This window comes from Paractinoplanes pyxinae, from assembly GCF_026626335.1.
GTDB classification, from domain to species: domain Bacteria; phylum Actinomycetota; class Actinomycetes; order Mycobacteriales; family Micromonosporaceae; genus Actinoplanes; species Actinoplanes pyxinae.
In genome coordinates this window covers 174269-196567 of sequence record NZ_JAPNTZ010000001.1, presented here as the reverse complement: position 1 = coordinate 196567, position 22299 = coordinate 174269, and the positions used below count along the sequence as shown (strand labels likewise).

Below are 22299 nucleotides of genomic sequence, written 5' to 3'. Positions count from 1 at the left end.
CATTCGGTTAATTGGTTTAGTACATAAACACCGCGCCGGAATCCATCGCCGAATTCCGGCGTGACGAGGTTGAAAAATGTGGTTCGAGGGAAAGTGGGCGGACGCGTTCCGGTCGCAACCTGCCGCCGGGACGGTGAGGAGTGGTCATCATGTCGGAAAATATGGCGGGCAACTCGTCGCCCTCGGCGGCATCCACCTCGGATCTGGTCGGTCAGGCCGCCGCGCAGATCTCCACGCTGGTCCGGGACGAACTCGCGCTGGCCAAGCTCGAGCTGGCCGAGAAGGGCAAGCGGGCCGGTGTCGGCGGCGGGCTCTTCGGCGGCGCCGCAGTGCTCGGACTGTACGGGCTGGGCCTCCTGCTGGCCCTGGCCGTGGTCCTGCTCGACCTGATCTGGCCGTTGTGGGTGGCGATCCTGGTCGTGCTGGTCGTCGTGCTCGCCGCCGCCGGCATCGCGGCGTTGCTGGGCCGCAAGAAGCTGCAGTCGGCCGCGCCCCCGTTGCCTCAGGACGCGATAGCCGGCACGCAAGCCGATGTACGAACCGTGAAGGACGCCGTACGAGAGGGACGCTCATGAGCAACCCGGACACCCCCGCTGACGCCGACCAGCTCCGGGCGGAGATCGAGCAGACCCGCGCCGACCTCGGGCAGACAGTGCAGGAGCTCGCGGCCAAGGCCGACGTGAAGGCTCGCGCCAAGCAGGCCGCCGGTGATGCCGGCAACCAGGTACGGCAGAAGCTGGCCGGCGTGAAGGACCAAGCCGCGCAGGCCGCCGGCGTAGTGGCCCGGCGAACGTCGACAGCGAGACACCAACTGGCCGACTCGGACCTGCCCGCCCGGCTGCGGCAGCCGTTGCCGTTGGCCGTCATCGGCGCCGCGGCAACCGCCGTGATCGTCGCCATCGTCATCGCAGCGCGCTCCAGGCGCTGACAGCGTCATCCAGGCAACAGACAAGAGAGGACCATCATGAGGGTCATCAAGCTGGCCACCGGGCTGGCCATCGGCTACGTGCTCGGCAGCCGGGCCGGACGCGAGAAGTACGACCAGATCGTCGCCACCGCCCGCAAGGCGCGGCGATCCGCCTCGACGCCGGCCCAGGACGAGCCCGGAACGGCACCCGCCGCCGGCGCGGACGAACCGGCGGCGAGCGCCGCCCTCGTAGTGACCGACGTCCAGGAGACCGTTGTGGTCACCGACGCGCCGAGGACCCCGCCGCGGCGTCGCCCCAAGGGCGCGGCCACGACAACGATCGCACCCGGCGACCTCTGACGTCGCGGGGCGCCCGCGCGGCGAGTCGTAGTGTTCAGGCATGACACAACGACTCGTCAGCGTGTGGCAGCCGTTCTTCCTCGCCAGCGAGAGCACGCCGGCCGCCATCGACGCCGCGGCCGAGCTGGAACAGCTCGGTTATCACCGGATCTGGTTCTCGGCCGGCTTCGACGAGAAACTGCCGCCCCGCTTCCGTGAGCTGCTGGACGGCACCGAGCGCATCGGCGTCGCCTCGGGCATCGCGACCGTCTGGCACACCTCGCCGGCCGAGGTGGCCGCCTTCACCGAGGACGCGGAGCGGGACCACCCCGGGCGGTTCCTGCTCGGCCTCGGAGCCAGTCACGCCGTCCTGGTCGAGAACGACGGCACCGACTACCGCAAGCCGTACTCGAAGACGGTCGAATACCTGGATGCTCTCGACGCTGCCGGGCTGGCCCCCGAGCGGCGCGTGCTGGCCGCCCTCGGCCCGCGCATGCTCGAACTCTCCCGTGACCGTTCGGCCGGCGCCCACCCGTACTTCACCACCGCCGAGCACACCGCCGAGGCCCGCTCCACCATCGGCCCCGACCGGCTGCTCGCCCCCGAGGTCGCCGTGGTCCTCGAGCCCGACCCGCAGAAGGCTCGCGCCGTCGCCCGGCAGTACACCGCCGGCTACCTCACGCTGCCCAACTACACCAACAACCTGCGCCGCTTCGGCTTCACCGACGACGACCTGGCCGGCGGCGGCAGCGACCGCCTCGTCGACGCCGTCATCCCGTGGGGCACGGCCGAACAGGTCGCCGCCGGCCTCGAGAAGCACTTCCAGGCCGGCGCCGACGAGGTCGCGATCCAGGTTCTCAACGGCGGCGACGCCACCAGCTTCCCCGCCGAGGCGTTCCGTGCCCTGGCGGGGAAGCTCATCAGCTGACTCAGCGGGCCTTCTCCCACATCGAGACGTACGCCTCGGCGCCGCTGAGCAACTGCCGGCGCAGCGCCGGGGCGTCCGGGCCGGCCTGGTTGAGCAGGTCGGTCAGCCAGTCCGCGTACAGGCCGTACTGGGCCACGCCGTCGGTGTTGAGGTCGAACGTGCGGGTGCCGTAGACCTGCCTGTCCACCCGGGTGCCGTTGGTCGCGGTGAACGGATAGGTCAGCGGGCGGGCGGCGGCGTCCTGGCGCGGGGCCGCCTGCGTGCCCAGGCCGTTCACGTCGGTCCCGACCCCGTACCCGGTGATCTTCGAGCCGTTGGCCAGCGACGTGTTCCGCCGCCACTCCTCGAGGAAGGTGGGCGTGTCCTGACCGTCCGGGGTGGCCGAGAACGCGTAGCCGGCCACGAAACCGCCGACCCCGAGCATCCGGTTGACCATCGACGGGTCGGACCAGCTGTGCACCGAGGCGACGCCCGGGTACTTGGCCTGCTCGGCCAGGTCGAGCACAGCCGAGGCGGCCTTCACGCTCATGTGGTCGATGTGGATGATCATGCCGCGGTCCATCATCCGCTCAACCAGATAACGGCCGAGCTCGGTCAGACCCCGTACGTTGCAGATCTTGCCACTCGGGTAGACCGGCAGGATCGCCCCGGCGGGCAGCCCCACACCGAGCTGCAGCAACCGGGCGAAGTCGTCGCTGACCAGCGGCTGCTCGTTGTCGGAGGGCCCGGTGCACGAGGTCGCCTGCCACCAGTGCCCGGTCGAGATCAGGTTGCCCACGTTGACCGCGGCGCCGGTGACCCCCTCGTCGAAGCGGGTGCCGCCGAACGCGTTGTCGAACTTGTGCACCGGGTAGATGCCGCTGACGCCCATGCCGGCCAGCTCGTCGAGGCCGGCGTCGATCTGGGCCTTGGTGCACTGCGGCACGTCGTTGACCTCGCGGCACCCGAAGATCTCGGAGTTCTCGACGCCGATGGTGACGGCCAGCTTGCCCTGGGCGGCGATCTGACGCACCTGGGCCGGGGTGGTGGCCAGCCGGAACCAGCCCTTACCGGGGCCGCCGCTGCGGGCGTCCACATAGTCCTGCATCTTGCGCAGGAAGTCCGACTGCGCGCGGATCTGGTCCATCTCGTCGCACGACGTGTGCTGCAGCGTCAGCCCGCAGATGACCCGGTTGGCCACCAGCAGCACGTTGAGCACCCGCTGCCCCGACTGCCAGGCGCGTTCCAGGCTGCGGAAGTACGAGGCCTCGTGCAGCATCGTGTCGTACTGCGGCCAGTCGCCGAACGTGGGCCAGCCGTCCTCGGCCGAGTCGATCGGGTCGGTGCCGGCGATGATCGCCTCGAGCAGCGCACCCCAGCCGAGAGTCGCGTGCGACGGGCACCCCTTGAGCGCAACCGTCACGCCACCCGGCGCGTACGGGTCACCGCAGTGCAGCGAGCCACCGAACGCCTCGGACGCCGTGATGTGCGCGTGCGCGTCGATCCACCCGACCAGCTTGCCGTTGGCGTCGACACCGGGCGCCGGGGTGCCGCTGACCCCGGTGGCGATGTCCGGCGCGGCCGCGCACCCACTGGCCGGCGCCAGCGCAACGGTCGAGTTCGCGTTGCCCGCGCCCAGCCCGCCGAGGTAGACGCCCATCTGCTGCCCGGTAGCGGTCGACACGAACCGGTAGCGGCCGTCGGCGGCGCTCACCGTCCAGTCGGCCCTTTCCCCGTACGAGTCACCGGCCCACACCCAGTTCAGCACGCTCTGATAGGGCGGCTTGCCGGTCGAGTCACGCAGCAGATACCGGCCCAGCTGGGTCGCCTCGAACCGGAACGGCTCAGCGCCCGCCGCCGTGCCCGTGAAGCCGTACCCCACGGAATCCCGGCGGACGAACCCCTTGGAGGTGGCCCCGTCGAACACCTGAAGCGTCATGCAGGCGCCCTCCAGGGTGTACGCGGGCGCCCAGGCCGCAGCCGCGACGGCGGGCGCGGGCAGCCCCCCGACGAGCCCGAACACCAGTAAGCCCGCAGCCAGTTTGCGCAGTCTCGTCACCGGAAACCCCCTCCTTGATCAGTGGGGGCGAGTGTAAAAAATGTCACACCCCATTCATAGATGTAGATGTGAGATTTTCTCTTATCTGCGTCCTCCCGCCCCGCCGGTTGCCCTTAATGCCGCCCACACCGCCCCGAACGCACCACCCCGGCCACCGGTCCCCGACCAGATCAACAGCGATTCCCCCACCCGCCGACGATGTCGCCCCACGCGAAGGCCGCCCACAAAGCGCAGCCAAAGCCCGACGCGCACCGCCTCGCGCTCGATGCGAGGCCTCCGGCGCGGACGAGCAAGCAGCCAGCTCGGCCACCGCCCGACCGCGCGGAGGAAAGCGGTCAGGTTGACCGCCGGCCGAACGCGCGGGACGAGCATCCAGCCGGTTGGCAGCCAGCCGACGCCTACCCCACGTGCGAGCAAGGAAGCGGCCGGGTTAACTACCGGCCAATCGCGCGGGCAAGAAGCGCCATGGTGGACGCCAGCCGACCGCGGTCAAGGAAGCGCCACGTTGGGTGCCAGCCGACCGCGCGGGTGACGAAGCGGCCACATTCCCCGCTGGCCGACTGCTGACCGACCGCGCCGGCGAAATGCGGCCAGGTTGACCGCCGGCCGATCGCACGGAGCGAGCGGCTACGTTGGCGGCCCACCGACCGCGCAGGCAAGGAATCGGCCACGCCAACAACCGAGACTGCCGACCGACCGCGCGGACGAGAAAGCCCCTGGGACGGCCGCCGGACGACCGCGCAGTCGAGCAAGCGGCCAGCGTTGGCTGCCAGCCGACCACGCGGACGAGAGCGACTAAGTAGTTCGCCGGCCGACCGCGCAGGGCGAGCAAGTGGCCACGCCCGCTGCCGACCGACCGCCAACAGACGCGCGGGTGAGGAACCGGCTCGGTTGACTGCCGCCCGATCACACGGATGTGGACGGGGTTCATATTGACTGAATCAACATTGACGTCAATATGTACGGCATCAACATGTTGACGGCGAGCCCTGTCGATACGGGCGTCCTGCGCTCGACCCGCCGCCGCGTCACCGCCTCAAGGCCCCGTGCGGGTGGCGGCTGATCGCGACTGCGTGGCCGCCGTGCTTCCGTTGCCTGATCGGAAGCTCAGTCCGGCCCGCTGATCGGCGACGACGCAGCCGTTATGATCCCGTTACCTGATCATGAGAACTAAGTGGTCCGGGACCGCATCGCACCAGACAACAGAGTCATGCGATGAACGAACGGGGTTACCGAGATGCGCAAGTCCCTCCTGGCCGTTGTCACCACCACCACCGCCGCCGCCCTTCTGCTGTCCGGGTGCGCGGGCGGCGTCGAGCGGGTCGACGGCGCTGCGGCGCCGGCCGCCGCGCCGACTTCCTCGGCCACGACGACGACGCCGCCGCCTGCACCGACCACGGAGGCCGCCCCCACGACCGGCGCGGCCACCACGGGCGCCCGCCCGACCCGCACCTCGACGTCTCCGACCAAGGCGCCCACGGCGGCCTGCCCCGTGACCAACGCTCAACTGCAGAAGGCTTTGAAGGCGAACCCCGACGACGGCGTCTTCCCGGACTCCACGTTCACGAAAATCGTCTGCTACAAGAGCTACGCGGCCACCACGGTCCCCGAGCGCTCCAACTCCGACGAGTCCTACGTCGTCTTCAAGCACGCCGCCGGCGCCTGGACCGTCCTCAGCAGCGGCACCGCCGACATCTGCCCCGGCGTCCCGGCCGACGTCATCAAGCGCTTCCGCAGCGCCCGCTACGGCGCCTGCCGCTGACCACTGGCCGGCCGGCTCGGCATCCCAACCGAGCCGGCCGGCCGGCAGCTACTAAACAAACGACACCCCGTGCCGCACCAACCTCTGCGCGGAGTGAGAAAGCGCGTCTCAGCCGGCGACGTGCAGTTCGGATCCGTTGGCGTCGTACGCGGTGAGGTCGGTCAAGGTGGCCGGCGGCCGGCCCTCCGTGAAGTCGAACCAGAAGATCTGGGCCTTTTCCGTTGGGGCGAACCCGCTCCACGCCGCCCGTTTCGCTTCGACCGTCTTGCCGGTGGTGGCGTCGCGGGCGGTGATTCTGGTGGCGTCGCCGACGTAGTAGCCGAAGGTCGGGGTGGTGCGGCCGTTGAGAAGCCGGCCGGCCTTGACCGCGTGGAAGCCCGGGGCCATGCGTCCGGCTCCGGGGTCGTTGCTTTCGATCTCTGGGCGGAAGTCGTCAATCGTGCCGGTCTTGGTGCGCCCGAGAATCAGGGTCAGCGTTTCGTCGAGGTTGTCGGGGTCGACCGTCTCGACGTAGAGGATCCATCGGCGGCCTTCGGCCTGCCTGCCCGTCTCGATGACCGCGCCGAGCACGCCGGGCGCCGACGAGTTGACGGCTGACGGCAGCGGCGCCGACGGGCCGGCGGCCGGGGTCGGGAAGGTTGAGCCGCCGGCCAGTTGGTTGCCGCCGATCAGCAGGGCGGCCACCGTCAGCGCGGACGCACCGCCGACCAAGAGTCGACGGCGGCGGCGCATGCGGCCTCCGGACGCCATCACCTGCTGCAGATCCATCGGCGCGGGGCGGAAGTCGGGTGGTGAGTGCATGGCGTCCTTCAGTTCTTCGAGCTGCGTCACTGTCCTACCCCTGCCTCGGTCTCGGTTCGTAGCGGCGGCACCAGGCCGGCCGTGATGCGCAGTTTCGCCAGGGCCCGGGAGTTGAGGCTTTTCACCGTGCCCGCGGACAGGTCTAGTTCGCGGGCCACCTCGGCCTCGCTGGCGTCGAAGAAGTGCCGCAGCACGATCACCGCCCGTTCCCGCGGTGACAACGCCCGCAGAGCGGTGATCAGCCAGCGCCGCTTCGACACGACGTCGGCGACGTCCTGGGCGGCCGGCGGTTCCGGCATGGTCTCGGTCGCGTACTCGCGCATGGGTCGCCGCCACTGGTCGGTGACCAGGTTGGTGAGCACCGTGCGGGCGTACGCGTAGGGGTCCTTGCGGCTGACCCGCCCCCAGGCCGCGTACACCCTGACCAACGTCGCCTGGGCCGCTTCCTCGGCGGCGTGCTGGTCGCCCGTGAGCAGGTACGCCGCCCGTTGCAGCCGCGACGAACTGGCCTGGGCGAACGCGATGAACTCGTCGTCACCGCGGGCCATGTGTGGCCTCTCTCCGTTTCATGCGCACCAAGACGAGCGAAGGGCCCGAATGGTTGCACGGGCTACGGAGCAGCGGGGCAGGCCGGCGCGACGAAGGTGCGGTGGGCGCCTCGGGTGAAGCGGCAGCCGAAGGCCGGGTCGGCGACCGCCCGGCGGTTGAGGACGGCGTCGCCGGCGGGGCGGTGGCCGGTGGCGATCCAGCTGGTCAGGTCGTCGAAGGCCTCGGTCAGTTCGGGCTGGGTGAAGTCGCAGTGGCCGACCCCGCGGATGGCCCGGGACACGAACAGGCGGGACTTGCCGTGGCGGGCGGCCCGGGTCGCGTACGCCTGCTCCATCGAGAACGGCACGAACAGGTCGCCGATGTCGTGCAGGCTGAGGACCGGGATCCGGGGGTTGCCGTCGACGCGGGGAATGCCGGCCAGGCCCGGGTCGGCCGCGGCCGTACGGCGTACCCGAAGCACTTTTTGATTCAGACGCCACTCGGCTGTGGTCGGCCACAGGCGGTCGGTGCTGCGATAGATCGTGCGGCGGTTGTCGGCGACGTTGCCGGGCGCGATGCCCGCCGTGCCACCCTGCAGGCCGGGATACAGCCCGAACAGGAACGGCAGGTCGGCCAGCGGCGGCAATGAGGGCGCCGCGTTCCAGTACGCGAAGGCGCTGTCGAACCCGGGCCGGTCCCCGCCGCTGCGCCGCTCCACCACCGCCGACCAGGTGCGCCCGGCCGGCGTGGACGCGGCCGGCAGGCCGAGCGCCGGGACGATCCGCCCCACCTGCTCGCGCCAGCGCTGCTGATAGCCGGCGTCCGGCTTCAGCGGGAACTCGATGTCCACCCCGGCCAGCGCGGCCGCCGTGACGTTCGCGTCCAGGAAGTAGTCGTAGAGCGCCGTGTCACCGAGCACACCGCAGTACGGCATGGCGCCGGCGAACGCCCGCGGGTGTTCCTCGATGGCGACGGCGGTGACGTGCCCGCCCATCGACGCCCCCGACATGATCACCGACCGGGCCCGGACGTCGGCGACCCGCCGGAACACGTCGATCAGGGCGACCGAGTCGCGGACCCCCTGCCCGACGTCGTACCCGTTGGTCGCGTAACTCGAGGCGGCCCACGCGTAGCCGCGCTTCACGTAGTGCTCGCGCAGCCCGGGATTGTCGACGTAGACGGTCGTGCCTGTCCCCCGGTAGCCGTGGGCCCAGACGACGAGCCGCCCGTTCCACGCGTCCGGCACCTCGATGCGATAGGCCGCCCCGGCCTCGATCCCGACGTGCACCCGGGCGCCCGGCAGCGCCACGAACGGCGTGCCGTCCACATTGCACGCCGGATCGGCGACGAGGTAACCCGGCTGGGTCGTGCTCGGCGCCGGCGCCGCACAGGCCGGCGCGGCGGCCATCGCGGGCGCCGGCGCTGCGGCGAACGAGACGAGCAGAGCAAGGACGACTGCGGCACGACCCCGGAGCATGGCGTTACCTCCCGGTAACATTCCAGGCTCGCCATCGACCGATGTCAAGACGTCAGGCGGGATCGATCAGGCCTCGGGGATGGGCCGGCCGAAGGTCTCCATCGTGACGTCGGACGGTTCGGGGCCGCCGCGCTTGCCGGTCTCCAGGTTGTCGATGGCGGTCAGCTGGTCCGCGGTGAGCTCGAAGTCGAACACGTCGAAGTTCTCGGCGATGCGCTTCGCGTTGGTCGACTTGGGGATCACCTGACGGCCCTGCTGCAGGTGCCAGCGCAGCATCACCTGGGCCGGGCTCTTGCCGTAGGCCGAAGCAATCTCGCCGATGACCGGGTCTTCAAGGGTGCTGCGGTGGCCGCTGTCGCGGTAGAACGTGATGCCGCCGATCGGCGCCCAGGCCTGGGTCAGGATGCCGTGCTCGGCGCCGAACTGCTGCACCTCGCGCTGCTGGAAGTACGGGTGCACCTCGATCTGGTTGACCGCGGGCACCACAGTGGTCTTCTCGAGCAGCTCGGTCAGGTGCTCGACCATGAAGTTGCTGACGCCGATGGCCCGGACCTTGCCGTCGGCCAGCAACTTCTCCAGGGCCCGGTACGCGTCGAGCGTACGGCCGAACTCGGACGGCAGCGCCTGGTGCAGGATCAGCAGGTCGATGCGGTCGACGCCCAGCTTGGCGGCGCTCTTCTCGAAGCCGTGCAGGGTCTCGTCGTACCCGTAGTCGCTGATCCAGATCTTGGTCTCGAGGAAGACCGGCTGACCGGACTTGGCCACGGCCTGGCCGACCTCGCGTTCGTTGCCGTACGCGGCGGCGGTGTCGACGTGCCGGTAGCCGGTGGACAGGGCCGCCTCGACCGCGGCGGTCGTCTCGTCGGGCGGGGTCTGGAAGACGCCGAAGCCCAGCGCTGGCATCTCGACGCCGTTGTTGAGCTTCAAGCTCGGGACAGTGCTCATGATTGTCCTTCAGTCGCGGGGCAATAAGCGGATGGTGAGCGGCGCGACCTGCGCGCCGACGACGGAGCCGACGATCTTCGGTCCGTACCGGTCGTACTTGCTGTGATAGGCCTGATCAATTCCCGCGTACGCATCGGGGGCGGCGTCGGCGAACTCGACATCACGCTCGACCCCACCGGCCCGGATGCGCCCGGTCCCGGACGCCTTGGCCCGCCGGAACCAGCCGTTGTTGGCGCCGTACGCGCTGCGCACGTAGATGTCGTCACCGTCGCGGACGACCCAGATGGTCACGTACGGTCGCCGGCTCCCGTCGGCCCGGGTCGAGCTGATCTGCAGCTCCTCGGCCTGACCGACGCGCCTCAGCTCGTCTTCGGTCCAGGTTGTCACGGCTTCACCAAGTACCCCTCAGTTGTCGGCGCAACCACGGCGGGACGCCGCCGGGGCCGCAGGGCGATCAATGTGACGACCAGCGCCAGGGCGACGGCCAGCAGGACGCTGCTGCCGGTCAGGGCCGCGCCGACCCGATCGGCCAGCGCCCCTCCCCCGGCGACGGCGGCCAGCACGGCCAGGCCCAGAGCGCTGCCGAGCTGGTGGAACGTGTTGACGAGCCCGGAGGCGGCGCCCGCGTCGGCCGGGTCGGCCCCGGCCAGCCCGGCCGAAGTCATCGGCGCGAAGGCGAGCCCCTGCCCGGCCCCGATGAGCACCATCGGCAAGGCGACCGCGGTGACGTACTCGCTGCCGGCCCCGGCCCGGCTGAGCCAGACCATGCCGGCCAGCGTGACGGCGACGCCGGCGATCAGCACCGGGACCGCGCCGAAGCGCCCGATGACCCGGTTGACCAGCACCGCCACCCCGAAGTTGACGGCCGACATGGGCAGGAAGGCGAGCCCGGCGGCCAGCGGGCTGAAGCCGAGGACCCCCTGCAGGTACTGCGACGTGAAGAAGAAGAACCCGATCATCGCGCCGAGGTAGAGCATCCGTACGAGATAGGCGCCGGTCCGCCGCCGGTCGGCGAACAACCGCAGCGGCATGATCGGCTGCCCGGCCCGGGCCTCGGTCGCCACCAGCCCGATCAGCAGCACCACCCCGAGCGCCACCGCCACGAGCGACGACTCGATGATCCCGAGGACCAGCGCGGTCATCCCCAGCGTGGCCAGCAGCGCCCCGGCCAGGTCGAAGCGGCCCCGGCGGCGCTCGGTCTCGCCGATGAACCGGCGGGCCGCGACGATCATGGCGAGGCCGAGGGGCACGTTGAGGAAGAACCCGGCCCGCCACGACACCAGATCGGCCAGCACACCCCCGACGACCAGGCCCGCGCTGGCCCCGATGCCGGCCACCGCGCTGTACGCGGCCACCGCCTTGGCCCGCTCGCGGCCCTCGGCGAAGCTCGCGGTCAGCAGCGACAGCGACGACGGCGCCAGGATTGCCGCGCCGATGCCCTGGAAGGCGCGGGCGGCGATCAGCCACCACTGGTCGGTCGCCAGCCCGACCAGCAGCGACGCCGAACTGAACAGCACCAGCCCGGCGATGAACATGCGCCGCCGGCCCACGATGTCGCCCGAGCGGGCGCCGAGCAGCAGCAGGCCGCCGAACACCAGCGTGTAGGCGTCCTGCACCCAGACCAGGCCGGTGGGACTGAAGTCCATGGCCGCCTCGATCCGGGGCAGGCCGGTGAAGATGATCGAGTTGTCGAGGATGACCATGAAGTAGCTGAGGCAGATGATCGCGAGGATCATCGTCGGGTGCTGTCGTCGGGCGGTGTTCACCTGTTCAGATCACCGCGAAATCCGGCCGGCGGGCAGTGACGGCTCTTCCCGGTACTGCGAGACACCCCCACGCAGACCGGCCAGGGCGACGACGGTGATGGCGGCACAGGCCGCGAACACCGTGCCGTAGCCGAGCCTGGTCACGGAGCCGAGGGCGATCAGCGGGCCGGCCACCACGGCGCCCAGGCGGCGGGTGTTGGCGTACAGGCCGGCGGCCAGCCCGGGACGCGGGATGATCTCTTGGAACAGCGTCAGCCCGACGCCGGCCACCGTGGCGAAGAACCAGGCGTTGAGCACCTGCAGGCCCAGCAGCAGCACCGGGCCGCGGGCGAACGCCATGGCGGCGTAGTAGGCGATCCCGGCCACACACCCCGTGAGCAGCAGCAACCGGCCGGAGACGCGACCGGTGAGCTTGCCGACCAGCAGCAGGGCCGGAATCTCCAGCCCGGCCGCCACCCCGAGGGCGATGCCGGCCCAGGCCACGTCGAGGCCGAGTCGGTCGGTCACGAACAGGCTCATCACCGAGACGGTGGCGCTGTTGGTGGCCTGCAGCGCGATGAACACCACGACCACGACCGCGACCCGCCCGCGTGGCACCCGTCCCTCTTCCGCTGGTGAGTCGCTCGCCTGGACAGCCGGGGCGCGAAGGGCCGCGGTGGTGGCGATGTTGAGCACCGCTACCACCGCGATGGCGGCCAGGATCGAGCGCGGGCCGAACCCGCCGATCAGGAACGTCGCCAGCGGCGGGCCGGCCACCCAGGCGAAAGACACCAACGCCCGCGTACGCACCACGTCTCCCGGAGCTGCGCCGGTGTGCTTGAGGTGGGCGAACAGCAGCGAACTGCCGACCCCGGCCGGGCCGCCGAGCACCACCAGGGCCACCACCGCGAGCGGCAACGAGGTCGTCGCGGCGAGGGCGCCGGCCAGCGCGAGCGTCAGTCCCCCACAGGCCATCATGGGCCCGGCGTAATTGCGCGCTCGATCGGCGTACGCGGGAACCAGAAGCGAAGCCACGAACCCGCCGGCGTTGTAGATCGCGAGCGCCCAGCCGACCTCGCCCGCGCTCGCGCCGAACACCGTGACCAGCAACAATGCCAGCGCCGGGCTGAGGAACGCGAACTGCAGTCCCCAGAACAGGGCCGACGCCGAAACCAGCACCTCCCGACAGTAGGCACGCGCCCGGGGGCGCAGGGAGGGTCTGGTGTTACCTCCCACATGGGCGGGGGCGGCTATACCGTTCAGGCATGGCTGTCACCCGCACTCTCGGTCGCGATCTGGAAGTTTCCGCCATCGGCTTCGGCGCGATGGGGATGAGTCAGAGCTACGGGCCCGGTCCCGGCCGCGACGAGAACATCGCGCTGCTGCGCGCGGCCGTCGAGCGCGGCGTCACTTTCTTCGACACGGCCGAGGTGTACGGGCCGTTCGTCAACGAGGAGCTGGTCGGCGAGGCCCTGCAGCCCGTGCGCGACCAGGTCGTCATCGCCACCAAGTTCGGGTTCGCGTTCGACGCCGACGGCCGGCAGACCGGACTGTCGAGCCGGCCCGAGCACATCAAGCAGGTCGCCGACGCCTCGCTCCAGCGGCTGCGCACCGACCGGATCGACCTGTTCTACCAGCACCGGGTCAACCCCGAGGTGCCGATCGAGGACGTGGCGGGCGCGGTCAAGGAGCTCATCGAGGCGGGCAAGGTCAAGCACTTCGGCATGTCCGAGGCGGCCGCCGCGACCGTGCGCCGGGCCCACGCCGTGCAGCCGGTGACCGCCCTGCAGAACGAGTACTCGCTGTGGTGGCGCCGGCCCGAGGACGAGATCCTGCCCATGTGCGACGAGCTCGGCATCGGCCTGGTCCCGTACAGCCCGCTCGGCAAGGGTTTCCTCACCGGCAAGATCAGCACGGAAACCCAGTTCGGCGAGGGCGACATCCGCGGCACGATCCCCCGCTTCGACGCCGAGGCCCGCCAGGCCAACCAGGCGCTGGTCGACCTGCTGGCCACGGTGGCCGCCCGCAAGAACGCCACCGTCGCCCAGATCGCGCTGGCCTGGCTGCTGGCCCAGCGGCCGTGGATCGTGCCGATCCCAGGCACCCGCCGGCTGGAGCGGCTGGAGGAGAACATGGGCGCCGCCGACGTCGAGCTCACCGCCGGCGACCTGGCCGAGATCGAGACGGCCGCCGCCCAGATCGACGTGCGCGGCGCCCGCTACCCCGAGCACCTGGAACGCCTGACCAACCGCTGAGAGGCGACCATGGACCACCGCAGCGAGATCCGCGACTTCCTCACCACCCGCCGGGCCCGCATCACGCCCGAGCAGGCCGGGCTGCCCGCCTACGGCACCACCCGCCGTGTGCCGGGCCTGCGCCGCGAGGAGGCCGCGATGCTCGCCGGGGTCAGCGTCGACTACTACACCCGCCTCGAACGCGGCAACCTGTCCGGCGTCTCCGAGAGCGTGCTCGAGTCCCTGGCCCGCGGCCTGCGCCTCGACGACGCCGAACGCGAGCACCTGTACGACCTGGCCCGCCAGGCCAACAAGAGCGCCCGCCCGGCCCGGCGCCGCACCACCCCGGCCGTCCGTCCGGTCGTGCAGCATCTGCTGGACGCCATGACGGATGCGCCGGCCTACGTCCGCAACGGCCGGCTCGACATCCTGGCCGCGAACTCCCTGGGCCGGGCCGTGTTTGCGCCCGTGTTCGAGGGGCCGCCCAACCTGGCCCGGTTCGTCTTCCTGAACCCGGCCGCCCAGGAGTTCTACCGCGACTGGGAGCAACTGGCCGAGGACGTGGTCGCGCTCCTGCGCGGGGAGGCGGGTCGCAGCCCGTACGACCGGGACCTGACCGACCTCATCGGCGAGCTCGCCACCCGGAGCGAGCGCTTCCGCACCTGGTGGGCCGCCCACAACGTGCGCCTGCACCGCAGCGGCGTCAAGCGCCTGCACCACCCGCTGGTCGGCAACCTTTCCCTCGCGTACGAGTCGATGGAGCTCACCGCCGACCAGAATCTGCGCCTCAACGCCTACAGCGCCGAACCCGGCTCCCCCGACCAGCAGGCCCTCAGCCTGATCGCCAGCTGGGCCGCCGGGTCTACAGTGTCGCGGTGACCTGGCAGCCGGTGCGTGATGCTTACTCGTCCAAGTCCGAGCAGTACATCGGCCTCTTCGACGGCGAGTGGCAGCCCCCCGAGGACGACATCTCCCTCGTTCGCGGTCACCTGAACGGCCTGGACGGCCCGGTGCTCGACCTCGGCTGCGGCCCCGGCCACTGGACGGCCGACCTGCACGCCCACGGCGCCGACGTGACCGGCATCGACATGGTCCCCGAGTTCATCGCGTACGCCCGCGAGCACTTCCCCGGGCCGGCGTTCCGGCTCGGCTCGATGACCGAAGTGGACGTCCCGGAGCACTCGGTGGCCGGCATCCTCTCGTGGTACTCGACGATCCACCTGCCCCCGCCGGAGCTGGACCGGGTGCTCGCCGAGTTCCGCCGCCTGCTCCGCCCGTCCGGCCGCCTGGTGATCGGCTTCTTCGACAGCGACGACGAGGTGGCCCCCTTCGACCACAAGGTCATCACCGCCTACCGCTGGCCGGTCGACGAATTCGCGGCCCACCTGACCAAGGCCGGCTTCACCGAACGCGACCGCCGCCGCCAGCAGTTCCCCGAACGCCCCGACCGCAAGTACGCAGCCATTGCCGCCGAGGCGATCTGATTCTTGAACGCGCGATCCAGATAAGCTAGCGTCGTCCTCATGGCGAGGACGCGCGAGTTCGACACCCAGGCCGCCGTGGCCGAGGCAATGACGCTTTTCTGGTCGCGCGGCTACGAGGCGACGTCGGTCCGCGACCTGACCCAGCGCCTGGGCATCGGTCAGGGCTCGCTGTACGCGGCCTTCGGCGACAAGGACGGTCTCTATCGGGCCGCCCTCGATCACTACCGCACCACCCTGGCCGCCGACGCCCTGCGCGACCTGCAGCGCGAGGGCGACGCCCGCTCGGCGATCCGGTCGATGCTGATCGAGCGGATCCGGATCGCGGCCGGGGCGGACGGCCGGGGCTGCCTGGCCGTCAACGCGGCCTGCGAGCGCCTGCCGCACGACGCGGCGACCCGCACGGTCGTGCAGGACATGCAGAACGCCAGCCGCCAAGCCCTGGCCGACGTGCTGCGCGCGGCTCAGGAGCGGGGCGAGCTCGCGCCGCGGCACGACCCGGACGCCCTCGCCGGCTTCCTGGTCACCTTCCTCAACGGCCTGCTGGTCTCGGCCAAGATCTCCCCCGACGTCCGCGCCCTGGAACCGCTCGTCGACATCGCGCTGACCGCGCTCGACTGACTTCCGATCCGGAGGCCCCCATGCACACCGCAGAATCAACCGTCACGCTCGGCGGAAGCCGCTGGCACACCTTTCCGGCCGACGGCGCCACCATGACCGCGCGCGAGTTCCTGACCGCCGCCGAGCCGCTGCTGCAGGGCGTCATCGACGACAACGCTCTCACCGCCGCCGACCTCCCGGTGCTGGAGGAGCAGATCCGGGCCACGCTGGCCCTGGGCGCCAGGGAGTCGGCCCTGCCGCTGACCGCCGGGCCGGACAGCTCCCGGGCGGCCCGCGAACTGGCCGAGCGGGCCACCGTGATCGGCGAGCAGATCGCCGGCCTGGCCACCGAGGCCGTGCGCCGCCTGCTCACCGACCGGATCGAGCTGCCGGCCGGGCCGCTGGTCGTGCGCAGCCACTGCTACGGCCACCTGCTCACCCCGGGCGCGGCCGACCTGCTGCTCCGCCGCCGGGGCGGCCCGGTGACGATGCAGCTCTACAACGAGTGGCTGCACCAGGTGGTCCTGCTGCGGGACGCGCTGCTGCCGTTCACCGACTGGCCGGACGTGCCGGTGTTCGTGACCGGCACCGGCCTGCGGCACCTCGAACCGGCCCGCGACGCGTTCCTCACCGAGCTGCTGGTCCGCCGGATCCGGCACTCCAGCATCGTCGGCTACGCCCGGCAGGTGGTCACCGGCGCCGGCGGCCCGGCCGGGTACGGCTTCGACGCGCCCGGCGGCACTGCCCTGCCCGCGGTGCTGGACCAGCCGCTCCACACGGCTCCGCGGTATCTGCTCACCTGGCGTCCCGACCCGGCCGTTCACACCGTGGCCACCTACGAATACGAGCTGTCGGACTACTACGCTGCGCCGCGGACACCGGTCGGCGATCTGCCGCCCACCGCGGCCCGGACCGGCTCGCTTACTGCCCGCGTGGTGAAAGGCGACTCCGCGATCGAGGTGACCCACGACGGGGTCGCCGCCCGCGTCGATCTGGGCCAGGCCCTGCGCGGTCACCGTTTCGCCCTGCGCGGCGACCTGTCCGACGGCCGCGAGGTGACCGCCGATCCCTGGTCGATTCTGCGCGCGCCCGGTCTGGTGTGGAGTCCTGAGGGCGCGACCGTAGTGGACAGCACCGGACTGGATGACCTGGTGGTGCTCGCCCTGCTCGGCCGCCTCTACCCCGAGGACCTGACCCTGGCCGCGACCGCGGTGGTGACCGGCAGGCGGGCCGAGCGCGCCGGCTCGGCCAACCGGTAGCCGACCCGGAAGACCGCCAGCGGCGTCGCGTGCACCCGGTCGGCCAGACGGGCCGCCGTTTCCGGGCAGTCCAGCAGCTGGCTGAGCGGGTGGACGGCCAAGCCGAACCGGGCCAGCAGCAGCCAGATGCGCAGCAGGCGGCGGCCGTCCTCGCGGGGGTCGGCGTGCTGCCCGGTCAGCACCAGGACGCTTCCGTCGTACCGCAATAAGCTCTTGCCACTGGCCGCCAGCAGCGCTGGAAGCCCGAGCCGCCGGGTCAGTCCGTAGCCCCGCAGCGCGGCCGACAGCACGCGCGCCTCGATACGGCTCAGGCCGAGGGCGCGGTCGGTCAGCCCGTCGCGGTCGTAGCGGGGGTCGCGCGGGTTCAGCCGCAGCCAGGCGCGCAGTTCGCGGGCCACCGGCGGGGTGCCGTACATCCAGCGGTCGGCCACGGCCAGGTCCTCGGCCAGGGCACGGCTGCGCACATGCACGATCCCGCCCTCGAGCGCGGCCAGAATCACCAGATCCAAAAGGCCTTCCGCGTACGGTCCCCGAGCGACCCGCCGCGCCTCGACATCAACCCGGTGGAAGATCGTGTCGTAGCGGTCCGCCGCCGGAACGAGCCGGATCACCCGCGGGTCGCTGAGGTCGCACCCGACCGACAGACCCGCGTCGGCCGCCACGATCAGGCACGTCTCGGCGAACGCGCCCAGGCCGAGCGCCAGGTCGCGGCCGGTCGGGTCGGAGTCGGGGAGCGACCGGGCCGGGTCCACGCCGATGACGATCTCGTCGGCGCGGTAGTCGATGGTCCAGGGCTGGGTGTTGTGCGCGCTCGGCGCCCGGCGGAACAGCGCCTCGCGCTCCCGCAGCGCCTGTACCCAGGTCATGCCGCACCTCGCTCGTAGAAGGTGTATCCGTGCCGGGGTTTGCCGCCGGCCCGCAGGTAGGAGGCGGCCGACGCGGCGTTGTCGCGTTCCACGAAGGTGCTGCGCAGCGTCCGGTAGCCGCCCGCCTCCAGGTGGCGGTGCACCTCGCGGCTGAGCAGCGTCATGTAGCCCCGGCCCTGCTCGCCGGGCACGACACCCTTGACGACCAGGACGGCGTCCCGGCGGTAGCGCGACCGCGTGGCCAGCAGCCGCAGCTGTTCGAGCGGGCCGAGGCGGCCGCCGGTTCGCATCAGGAACTCGGAGATGTCGGGGACGGCCACCACGAACGCCACCGGGCGGCCCGCCTTCTCGAGCCACACCAGCAGGCCCTCGTCGAGCAGGAAGGCCAGGCCGTCGGTCTGCTCGGCCAGTTGCCCGGCCGAGATCTCGGTGTAGTAGCCGAGCCGGGCGAAGCTCGCGTTCAGCATCTCGCGCAGGATCGGCAGTTGGTGGCGCAGGCCGCGGCGGGAACCGTGCCGGATGACCAGGCGCTCAGTGGCCAGGCGGCTGTCGTCGAACTGGTAGGCGGCGGCCGATCCGGCCACGTCGACCGCCCAGGTGTCGGCCTCGAACCGGCGGGTGAAACCGTGCCGCTCGTACATTCCGGGGTAGTACGAAGGGTTCCAGGCCGAGTCGACGAACCCGCGTTCCTCGAAGCCGCTCGTGATCACGCCGCCGGTCTGGTTGGGCAGCAACGCCACCGGCCCGAACAGCGCGCGGCCCTCGGCGTCGCGGGTCACGACGTCCATCAGCGCACCGAAAACCGCGTCGTCGTCGGTGAACTCTGTATGCCCGAACAGCTGGCCCGGGCCGAACGCGGCGTCGCGGTGGGTGCTCGTGCGCCCGGCCACCCGTCCCTGGCGGTCGCGCACCACGTACAGCTTCGCGGTGCGCGCGTGCCTCCGGATCACCGGGGCCGGCAGGGGCACGTATTTGTCGCGCGGGTGCAGCCGCAACGGCAGTTCACAGAACTCGCGCAGGTCGGCTTTCGTGCGTACGGGAAAGGCTTTCATCGCCGATGCACCGTCGGGCCGGCCGCTTCGGTGGACAGCGGCGTCCAGGTCGGCATGTGCGCCATGCTGCCGTCCTCGGCGCGCCACGAGCCATTGCTGTAACCATGCGGCTCGGCGGTGAACAGGCGGATGAAGCCGGCGGTCGCATTGTTCGCGCCCTCGTCGGTCAGCCAGCACATCAATTCGCGGTGGTGGCGGCTGCGCGCGAACTTGAGCATGGCGTCCTGGTCGCTGAAAAAGGCGATGGTGCCGATCGTGTACGGGAATTGGTAGTACACGGTGTGCCAGCGATAACCGGCCATCCGCTTCATCTGCCGAACCATCGGGAACCAGGTTCGGATGGTGTGCAGCATGGCCAGCGGACCCGAATAGCGAGTGGCCCCGATGAACATGGCGGTCGCCTGGCCCTGCGGCGGGGCGGCGGTGAAATCGGTGGTCCTCATGCGGCTGTCCCCTTGATGAGGTAGACGTTCTTGAGCTTGCCGGAAGCGCCGGCGAACGGGCCGGCGCCGTGCTCGTGGACGGTGATGCGCAGATCGGCGGCGGACGGATCCTCGGCCACCGATTCGGCGAAGTCGCGGCTCGACCGGGTCAGATGGGCCAGGACGCCGGCCCGGCAGGCGTCGGCCAGCAATTCCTGTTTCGCGGGCTCGAGACGTACGCCGGATCGCAGTTGAATGTGGACGGTCGGGCGGCTCTCCAGATCGGCGCCCTGCACCAGTTCCAGGCAGAAACCCTCAAGCGCATTGGCGTACGGATTTCCGTCGTACAGGCCGTATTCGATGTCCTGGGGATAGATGTTCGCCCCCATGTACGAGATGGTGCTGTCCTTGCGGCCGAACAGGAACAGCAACGGCAGGCGCATTCCGTCGACCCGCATCGCCGCCTCGGCCTCGGCCCGCACCTGAGGGTCGGCAATGGCCGCCAGCACCTCGGGCAGCGTGGCCAACCGGCCCTCGTCGCCGATGTTGTAGCGCACCTTCGGGTTCACCACCGAGGTCGAATTGATCGTGCAGAGGATCTCCGAATCGGCGTTGGTTTCCAGGTACGTCTCGAGCGGGTTGTACTGGAAGACCATGGGCAGCCGCTCCTCGCCCGGCCCGAGGAGCTTGGCCCGCAGGTCGGGATCGATGCGTAGCCGGCGGCGCACCCAGACGGTCAGGTCGGTCTCGCCGGCCATGCCGATGGTGAGGTCGCTCGCGCCGTAGCCCGAGCGCACCTTGAGGAAGCGCTTCTCGAGGTAGTCGCGCAAAGCCTCGGTCATGCCCTCGCCCCCGACGAGACCGGAGATGCGATAGTCGGCCCACGGGAACCGCTCGGCGTCGAGCTCGTCGAGCAGGCGTTTCAGAAAGGGCGGGTACGCGGTCACCACGTACTCGAAATCGGGCCCGAAGTGCCGCAGGGTGTCGACGATCTTGCGGATGTCGGGCCCGGTGTTCTTCACCATGGCGATCCGCGACATGGCGATGCCGGTGTTGGTGCCGGTCGCCCACGCGCCCATCGAATAGGCGTTGATGACGAACCGTCGCTTGGCCGGGAAAATCATCGTCGCGTACGCGGCCAGATTGCGGTGCACCGACTGCAGTTCGGCCCGGCTGCGGACCCAGTTGAACGGCTGCCCCGACGACCCCGACGACTCGTCGACCACACTGCCCGCGATTTCGAACCGCCCGTTGCGGCAGCGCTCGTGCTCCGGATAGGCCCGCACGTACGAGGCCTTTCCGGTGGGCGGGTAGCTCTCGAGGTCGAACCAGCGGAACTCCCACCCGTGGCGGCGCAGGAAATCGGCGTACGCGGGCACGTCCAGAGCCGCGAACTGACACGTCATCCACGCGTGCAGCCGGGCGAAACCACCCATTCGCGGCCGGTAGTGCCGGGCCATGAAACGCCACACCGCCGGGTGCCGCCGATAGAGGTCGTAGATGCCGCTCAGCGCGTAACTGACGAGCCGGAGCGTCCCTTGCCGCAAGGTCGAGATCACGGATAAGACGCTATGAGTTCCCGCCGCCCGTCACTTCCCCGCGGCTACTCAACCCTTCTGAGTACGCGACCTCAGACTGCCCAGACGGCGCGGATCCGGTCGGCCTCGGCCGCGGCCTGAGCCCGGCCGGCCTCGGCGGCCGGGCGGCGGCGGGCCGGGTCGAGCATGTTGCCGCCGATCGCGGCCCGCGCGGCGGCGTCCGGGGACACCACGGCACCCCGCACCTCGGGGCCGAGTGCCGCGATCTGCGCGGCCGGCCGACCGGCCCGTCGCGCCGATTGGGTCGTCGGGGCGAGCACGACCACCCGCTCGCTGCCCTCGGCCAGGTCGGCGTTGGCGACCGAGCGGACGCCGCCGTCGACGTACCGCACCCCGTCGATCGTCACCGGCGGCCAGACCAGCGGCACCGCGCAGCTGGCGGCGACCGCGTCGGCCAGCGGCACGCCACTGGCCGAGTCGAAAACTCGCACGCGGCCCGTCTCGGCCTCCACGGCCGGAATGAGCAGGCGGGTCGCCGGCCAGTCGCCGTCGCCGATGCGGCGGGCGATCACCGCGCGGCGCTCCTCTTCCGGCACGGTGCGGGCGCGCAACGCCCGGCGGCCCAGCCAGGCCCGGCCCCGGGCCGGATCGCCCGGCCAGAGACCGGCGACCACGAAGCTGAGCAGGACGCCCGGACCCAGCCGGGCGGCCAGTTCGCTGCTCGCGCCGGCGACCTGTGCCTCGTAAAGATGGGACAGCGGCTTCCCGGAGAGCACCTGAGCGGCCACCGAGGACCCGGCCGAGGTCCCCACGAGCAGGCCGGCATCGGTCAGGTCCACGCCGTGTTCGGCCAGGCCGTGCAGCAGCCCGATCTCCCACGCGACTCCCGTGACGCCACCGCCGCCGAGCACCAGAGCATTCATGCCGGTCATCAAAACATTGTTAACCGGTTAAGAACTGACCCGTCGTGGGCACTCATACATTCATGTCGATCGCTCAAGAGGACCTGCGCCCGTGCCCGGCCCGGATCACGCTCGACGCCGCCCAGCTCGCCTTCTTCGACGGGCTGCCCGCGGAGGCGCCCAGCGTGCAGACCGAGCTGGGGTGCGAACTCGAACTCGGCCACGAAGGCTCGCACGCCGCGCTGGGCCAGCAAGTGGAGGCCACGATGTGGTGGATCCAGTGGACGCTGAGCGCGTCCGAGATCAACCCCTACACCTGGTGCCCGGCGAAGAGCACGCCGCCCGTCGAGGAACGGGAGTGCACGCTGTTCGACGGGCATCCCGGACGACACGTCGGCGGCCCGGACAGCCCGCGCTCCGAGGCCGCCTGAAACGGTTCAGTGGTCGTTGCCGTCGCGGGCGGTTTCCGGTTCAA

Annotated in this window: 24 protein-coding genes; 11 read left to right on the top strand and 13 right to left on the bottom strand. The window is 71.0% G+C overall.

Annotation, left to right across the window (positions count from 1 at the left end; all coding sequences use genetic code 11):
• Positions 1-149 precede the first annotated feature (149 nt).
• From OWR29_RS00925 to OWR29_RS00910, 4 genes are read left to right on the top strand one after another with little or no spacing between them, the layout of a single operon-like run.
• Positions 150-575: a phage holin family protein gene (locus OWR29_RS00925; protein ID WP_267560291.1), complete on the top strand. Its 426-nt coding sequence runs from the start codon at positions 150-152 to the stop codon at positions 573-575.
• The gene (locus tag OWR29_RS00920; RefSeq protein ID WP_267560290.1) at positions 572-928 is read left to right on the top strand and encodes a DUF3618 domain-containing protein; all 357 of its coding nucleotides are present in this window, start codon (positions 572-574) and stop codon (positions 926-928) included. Before OWR29_RS00925 ends, OWR29_RS00920 begins: the two co-directional genes overlap by 4 nt.
• A 36-nt stretch (positions 929-964) precedes the next feature.
• A complete protein-coding gene (locus OWR29_RS00915; protein ID WP_267560289.1) occupies positions 965-1267 on the top strand; it encodes a hypothetical protein in 303 nt (100 codons plus the stop codon).
• A gap of 40 nt (positions 1268-1307) precedes the next feature.
• A complete protein-coding gene (locus OWR29_RS00910) occupies positions 1308-2174 on the top strand; it encodes an LLM class F420-dependent oxidoreductase (protein ID WP_267560288.1) in 867 nt (288 codons plus the stop codon).
• A 1-nt stretch (position 2175) separates the two neighbouring features.
• Here the strand turns inward: OWR29_RS00910 and OWR29_RS00905 are convergent, their stop codons facing one another.
• Entirely contained in the window at positions 2176-4212 is a 2037-nt protein-coding gene (locus OWR29_RS00905) for an amidohydrolase family protein (RefSeq protein ID WP_267560287.1), read from the bottom strand.
• A gap of 1237 nt (positions 4213-5449) precedes the next feature.
• On the opposite strand from OWR29_RS00905, the gene OWR29_RS00900 reads away from it, so the two are divergent.
• Complete coding sequence (locus OWR29_RS00900; protein ID WP_267560286.1) at positions 5450-5974, top strand: hypothetical protein; 525 nt, start codon at positions 5450-5452, stop codon at positions 5972-5974.
• 108 nt (positions 5975-6082) lie between these two features.
• Here OWR29_RS00900 and OWR29_RS00895 read toward each other — a convergent pair whose 3' ends face one another.
• The 7 genes from OWR29_RS00895 to OWR29_RS00865 form a co-directional block, all read right to left on the bottom strand.
• Complete coding sequence (locus OWR29_RS00895) at positions 6083-6805, bottom strand: hypothetical protein (RefSeq protein WP_267560285.1); 723 nt, start codon at positions 6803-6805, stop codon at positions 6083-6085.
• Positions 6802-7323: a SigE family RNA polymerase sigma factor gene (locus tag OWR29_RS00890; RefSeq protein ID WP_267560284.1), complete on the bottom strand. Its 522-nt coding sequence runs from the start codon at positions 7321-7323 to the stop codon at positions 6802-6804. Before OWR29_RS00890 ends, OWR29_RS00895 begins: the two co-directional genes overlap by 4 nt.
• 62 nt (positions 7324-7385) lie before the next feature.
• Positions 7386-8780 carry an alpha/beta hydrolase family protein gene (locus tag OWR29_RS00885; protein ID WP_267560282.1) on the bottom strand — a complete coding sequence of 465 codons (1395 nt, stop codon included), beginning with the start codon at positions 8778-8780 and terminating at the stop codon, positions 7386-7388.
• Positions 8781-8846: 66 nt separating this feature from the next.
• Entirely contained in the window at positions 8847-9725 is an 879-nt protein-coding gene (locus OWR29_RS00880; RefSeq protein WP_267560281.1) for an aldo/keto reductase, read from the bottom strand.
• A 9-nt stretch (positions 9726-9734) separates the two neighbouring features.
• A complete protein-coding gene (locus OWR29_RS00875; protein WP_267560280.1) occupies positions 9735-10112 on the bottom strand; it encodes a DUF2255 family protein in 378 nt (125 codons plus the stop codon).
• Entirely contained in the window at positions 10109-11461 is a 1353-nt protein-coding gene (locus OWR29_RS00870) for an MFS transporter (RefSeq protein ID WP_267560279.1), read from the bottom strand. Before OWR29_RS00870 ends, OWR29_RS00875 begins: the two co-directional genes overlap by 4 nt.
• 39 nt (positions 11462-11500) lie before the next feature.
• A complete protein-coding gene (locus tag OWR29_RS00865; RefSeq protein WP_267560277.1) occupies positions 11501-12649 on the bottom strand; it encodes an MFS transporter in 1149 nt (382 codons plus the stop codon).
• An 86-nt stretch (positions 12650-12735) separates the two neighbouring features.
• Between OWR29_RS00865 and OWR29_RS00860 the strand changes: the two genes are divergently transcribed.
• From OWR29_RS00860 to OWR29_RS00840, 5 genes are read left to right on the top strand one after another with little or no spacing between them, the layout of a single operon-like run.
• Positions 12736-13725: an aldo/keto reductase gene (locus OWR29_RS00860; protein WP_267560276.1), complete on the top strand. Its 990-nt coding sequence runs from the start codon at positions 12736-12738 to the stop codon at positions 13723-13725.
• A gap of 9 nt (positions 13726-13734) precedes the next feature.
• Positions 13735-14583 (top strand): helix-turn-helix transcriptional regulator, encoded by an 849-nt coding sequence (locus OWR29_RS00855; protein WP_267560274.1) that lies wholly within the window; start codon positions 13735-13737, stop codon positions 14581-14583.
• The gene (locus OWR29_RS00850) at positions 14580-15188 is read left to right on the top strand and encodes a class I SAM-dependent methyltransferase (RefSeq protein WP_267560273.1); all 609 of its coding nucleotides are present in this window, start codon (positions 14580-14582) and stop codon (positions 15186-15188) included. The genes OWR29_RS00855 and OWR29_RS00850 overlap by 4 nt, the downstream gene beginning before the upstream one ends.
• Positions 15189-15227: 39 nt before the next feature.
• Positions 15228-15806, top strand: a complete 579-nt coding sequence (locus OWR29_RS00845) for a TetR/AcrR family transcriptional regulator (protein WP_267560272.1) — start codon at positions 15228-15230, stop codon at positions 15804-15806.
• A gap of 20 nt (positions 15807-15826) precedes the next feature.
• On the top strand, positions 15827-17044 hold the full coding sequence (locus OWR29_RS00840; RefSeq protein ID WP_267560271.1) for a hypothetical protein: 1218 nt from the start codon (positions 15827-15829) through the stop codon (positions 17042-17044).
• Here OWR29_RS00840 and OWR29_RS00835 read toward each other — a convergent pair.
• The 5 genes from OWR29_RS00835 to OWR29_RS00815 all read right to left on the bottom strand — a co-directional run bounded on the left by OWR29_RS00835 (position 16963) and on the right by OWR29_RS00815 (position 21854).
• The gene (locus tag OWR29_RS00835; protein WP_267560270.1) at positions 16963-17910 is read right to left on the bottom strand and encodes a nitroreductase family protein; all 948 of its coding nucleotides are present in this window, start codon (positions 17908-17910) and stop codon (positions 16963-16965) included. The two genes, OWR29_RS00840 and OWR29_RS00835, sit on opposite strands and share 82 nt — an antisense overlap.
• Positions 17907-18962 carry a hypothetical protein gene (locus OWR29_RS00830; protein ID WP_267560269.1) on the bottom strand — a complete coding sequence of 352 codons (1056 nt, stop codon included), beginning with the start codon at positions 18960-18962 and terminating at the stop codon, positions 17907-17909. Before OWR29_RS00830 ends, OWR29_RS00835 begins: the two co-directional genes overlap by 4 nt.
• A complete protein-coding gene (locus OWR29_RS00825) occupies positions 18959-19405 on the bottom strand; it encodes a DUF4188 domain-containing protein (RefSeq protein ID WP_267560268.1) in 447 nt (148 codons plus the stop codon). Before OWR29_RS00825 ends, OWR29_RS00830 begins: the two co-directional genes overlap by 4 nt.
• The gene (locus tag OWR29_RS00820) at positions 19402-20943 is read right to left on the bottom strand and encodes a phenylacetate--CoA ligase family protein (RefSeq protein ID WP_267560267.1); all 1542 of its coding nucleotides are present in this window, start codon (positions 20941-20943) and stop codon (positions 19402-19404) included. The genes OWR29_RS00825 and OWR29_RS00820 overlap by 4 nt, the downstream gene beginning before the upstream one ends.
• A gap of 71 nt (positions 20944-21014) precedes the next feature.
• Positions 21015-21854, bottom strand: a complete 840-nt coding sequence (locus tag OWR29_RS00815; protein ID WP_267560266.1) for a patatin-like phospholipase family protein — start codon at positions 21852-21854, stop codon at positions 21015-21017.
• A 53-nt stretch (positions 21855-21907) separates the two neighbouring features.
• On the opposite strand from OWR29_RS00815, the gene OWR29_RS00810 reads away from it, so the two are divergent.
• The gene (locus OWR29_RS00810) at positions 21908-22255 is read left to right on the top strand and encodes a hypothetical protein (protein WP_267560265.1); all 348 of its coding nucleotides are present in this window, start codon (positions 21908-21910) and stop codon (positions 22253-22255) included.
• Positions 22256-22299 lie beyond the last annotated feature (44 nt).

Coding starts and splice junctions, on each gene's coding strand:
- OWR29_RS00925 (WP_267560291.1), top strand. CDS start 150: ATGTCGGAAAATATGGCGGGCAACTCGTCGCCCTCGGCGGCATCCACC.
- OWR29_RS00845 (WP_267560272.1), top strand. CDS start 15,228: ATGGCGAGGACGCGCGAGTTCGACACCCAGGCCGCCGTGGCCGAGGCA.
- OWR29_RS00840 (WP_267560271.1), top strand. CDS start 15,827: ATGCACACCGCAGAATCAACCGTCACGCTCGGCGGAAGCCGCTGGCAC.
- OWR29_RS00915 (WP_267560289.1), top strand. CDS start 965: ATGAGGGTCATCAAGCTGGCCACCGGGCTGGCCATCGGCTACGTGCTC.
- OWR29_RS00910 (WP_267560288.1), top strand. CDS start 1,308: ATGACACAACGACTCGTCAGCGTGTGGCAGCCGTTCTTCCTCGCCAGC.
- OWR29_RS00890 (WP_267560284.1), bottom strand. CDS start 7,323: ATGGCCCGCGGTGACGACGAGTTCATCGCGTTCGCCCAGGCCAGTTCG.
- OWR29_RS00885 (WP_267560282.1), bottom strand. CDS start 8,780: ATGCTCCGGGGTCGTGCCGCAGTCGTCCTTGCTCTGCTCGTCTCGTTC.
- OWR29_RS00920 (WP_267560290.1), top strand. CDS start 572: ATGAGCAACCCGGACACCCCCGCTGACGCCGACCAGCTCCGGGCGGAG.
- OWR29_RS00900 (WP_267560286.1), top strand. CDS start 5,450: ATGCGCAAGTCCCTCCTGGCCGTTGTCACCACCACCACCGCCGCCGCC.
- OWR29_RS00815 (WP_267560266.1), bottom strand. CDS start 21,854: ATGACCGGCATGAATGCTCTGGTGCTCGGCGGCGGTGGCGTCACGGGA.
- OWR29_RS00830 (WP_267560269.1), bottom strand. CDS start 18,962: ATGAAAGCCTTTCCCGTACGCACGAAAGCCGACCTGCGCGAGTTCTGT.
- OWR29_RS00860 (WP_267560276.1), top strand. CDS start 12,736: ATGGCTGTCACCCGCACTCTCGGTCGCGATCTGGAAGTTTCCGCCATC.
- OWR29_RS00835 (WP_267560270.1), bottom strand. CDS start 17,910: ATGACCTGGGTACAGGCGCTGCGGGAGCGCGAGGCGCTGTTCCGCCGG.
- OWR29_RS00870 (WP_267560279.1), bottom strand. CDS start 11,461: ATGATCCTCGCGATCATCTGCCTCAGCTACTTCATGGTCATCCTCGAC.
- OWR29_RS00810 (WP_267560265.1), top strand. CDS start 21,908: ATGTCGATCGCTCAAGAGGACCTGCGCCCGTGCCCGGCCCGGATCACG.
- OWR29_RS00825 (WP_267560268.1), bottom strand. CDS start 19,405: ATGAGGACCACCGATTTCACCGCCGCCCCGCCGCAGGGCCAGGCGACC.
- OWR29_RS00855 (WP_267560274.1), top strand. CDS start 13,735: ATGGACCACCGCAGCGAGATCCGCGACTTCCTCACCACCCGCCGGGCC.
- OWR29_RS00880 (WP_267560281.1), bottom strand. CDS start 9,725: ATGAGCACTGTCCCGAGCTTGAAGCTCAACAACGGCGTCGAGATGCCA.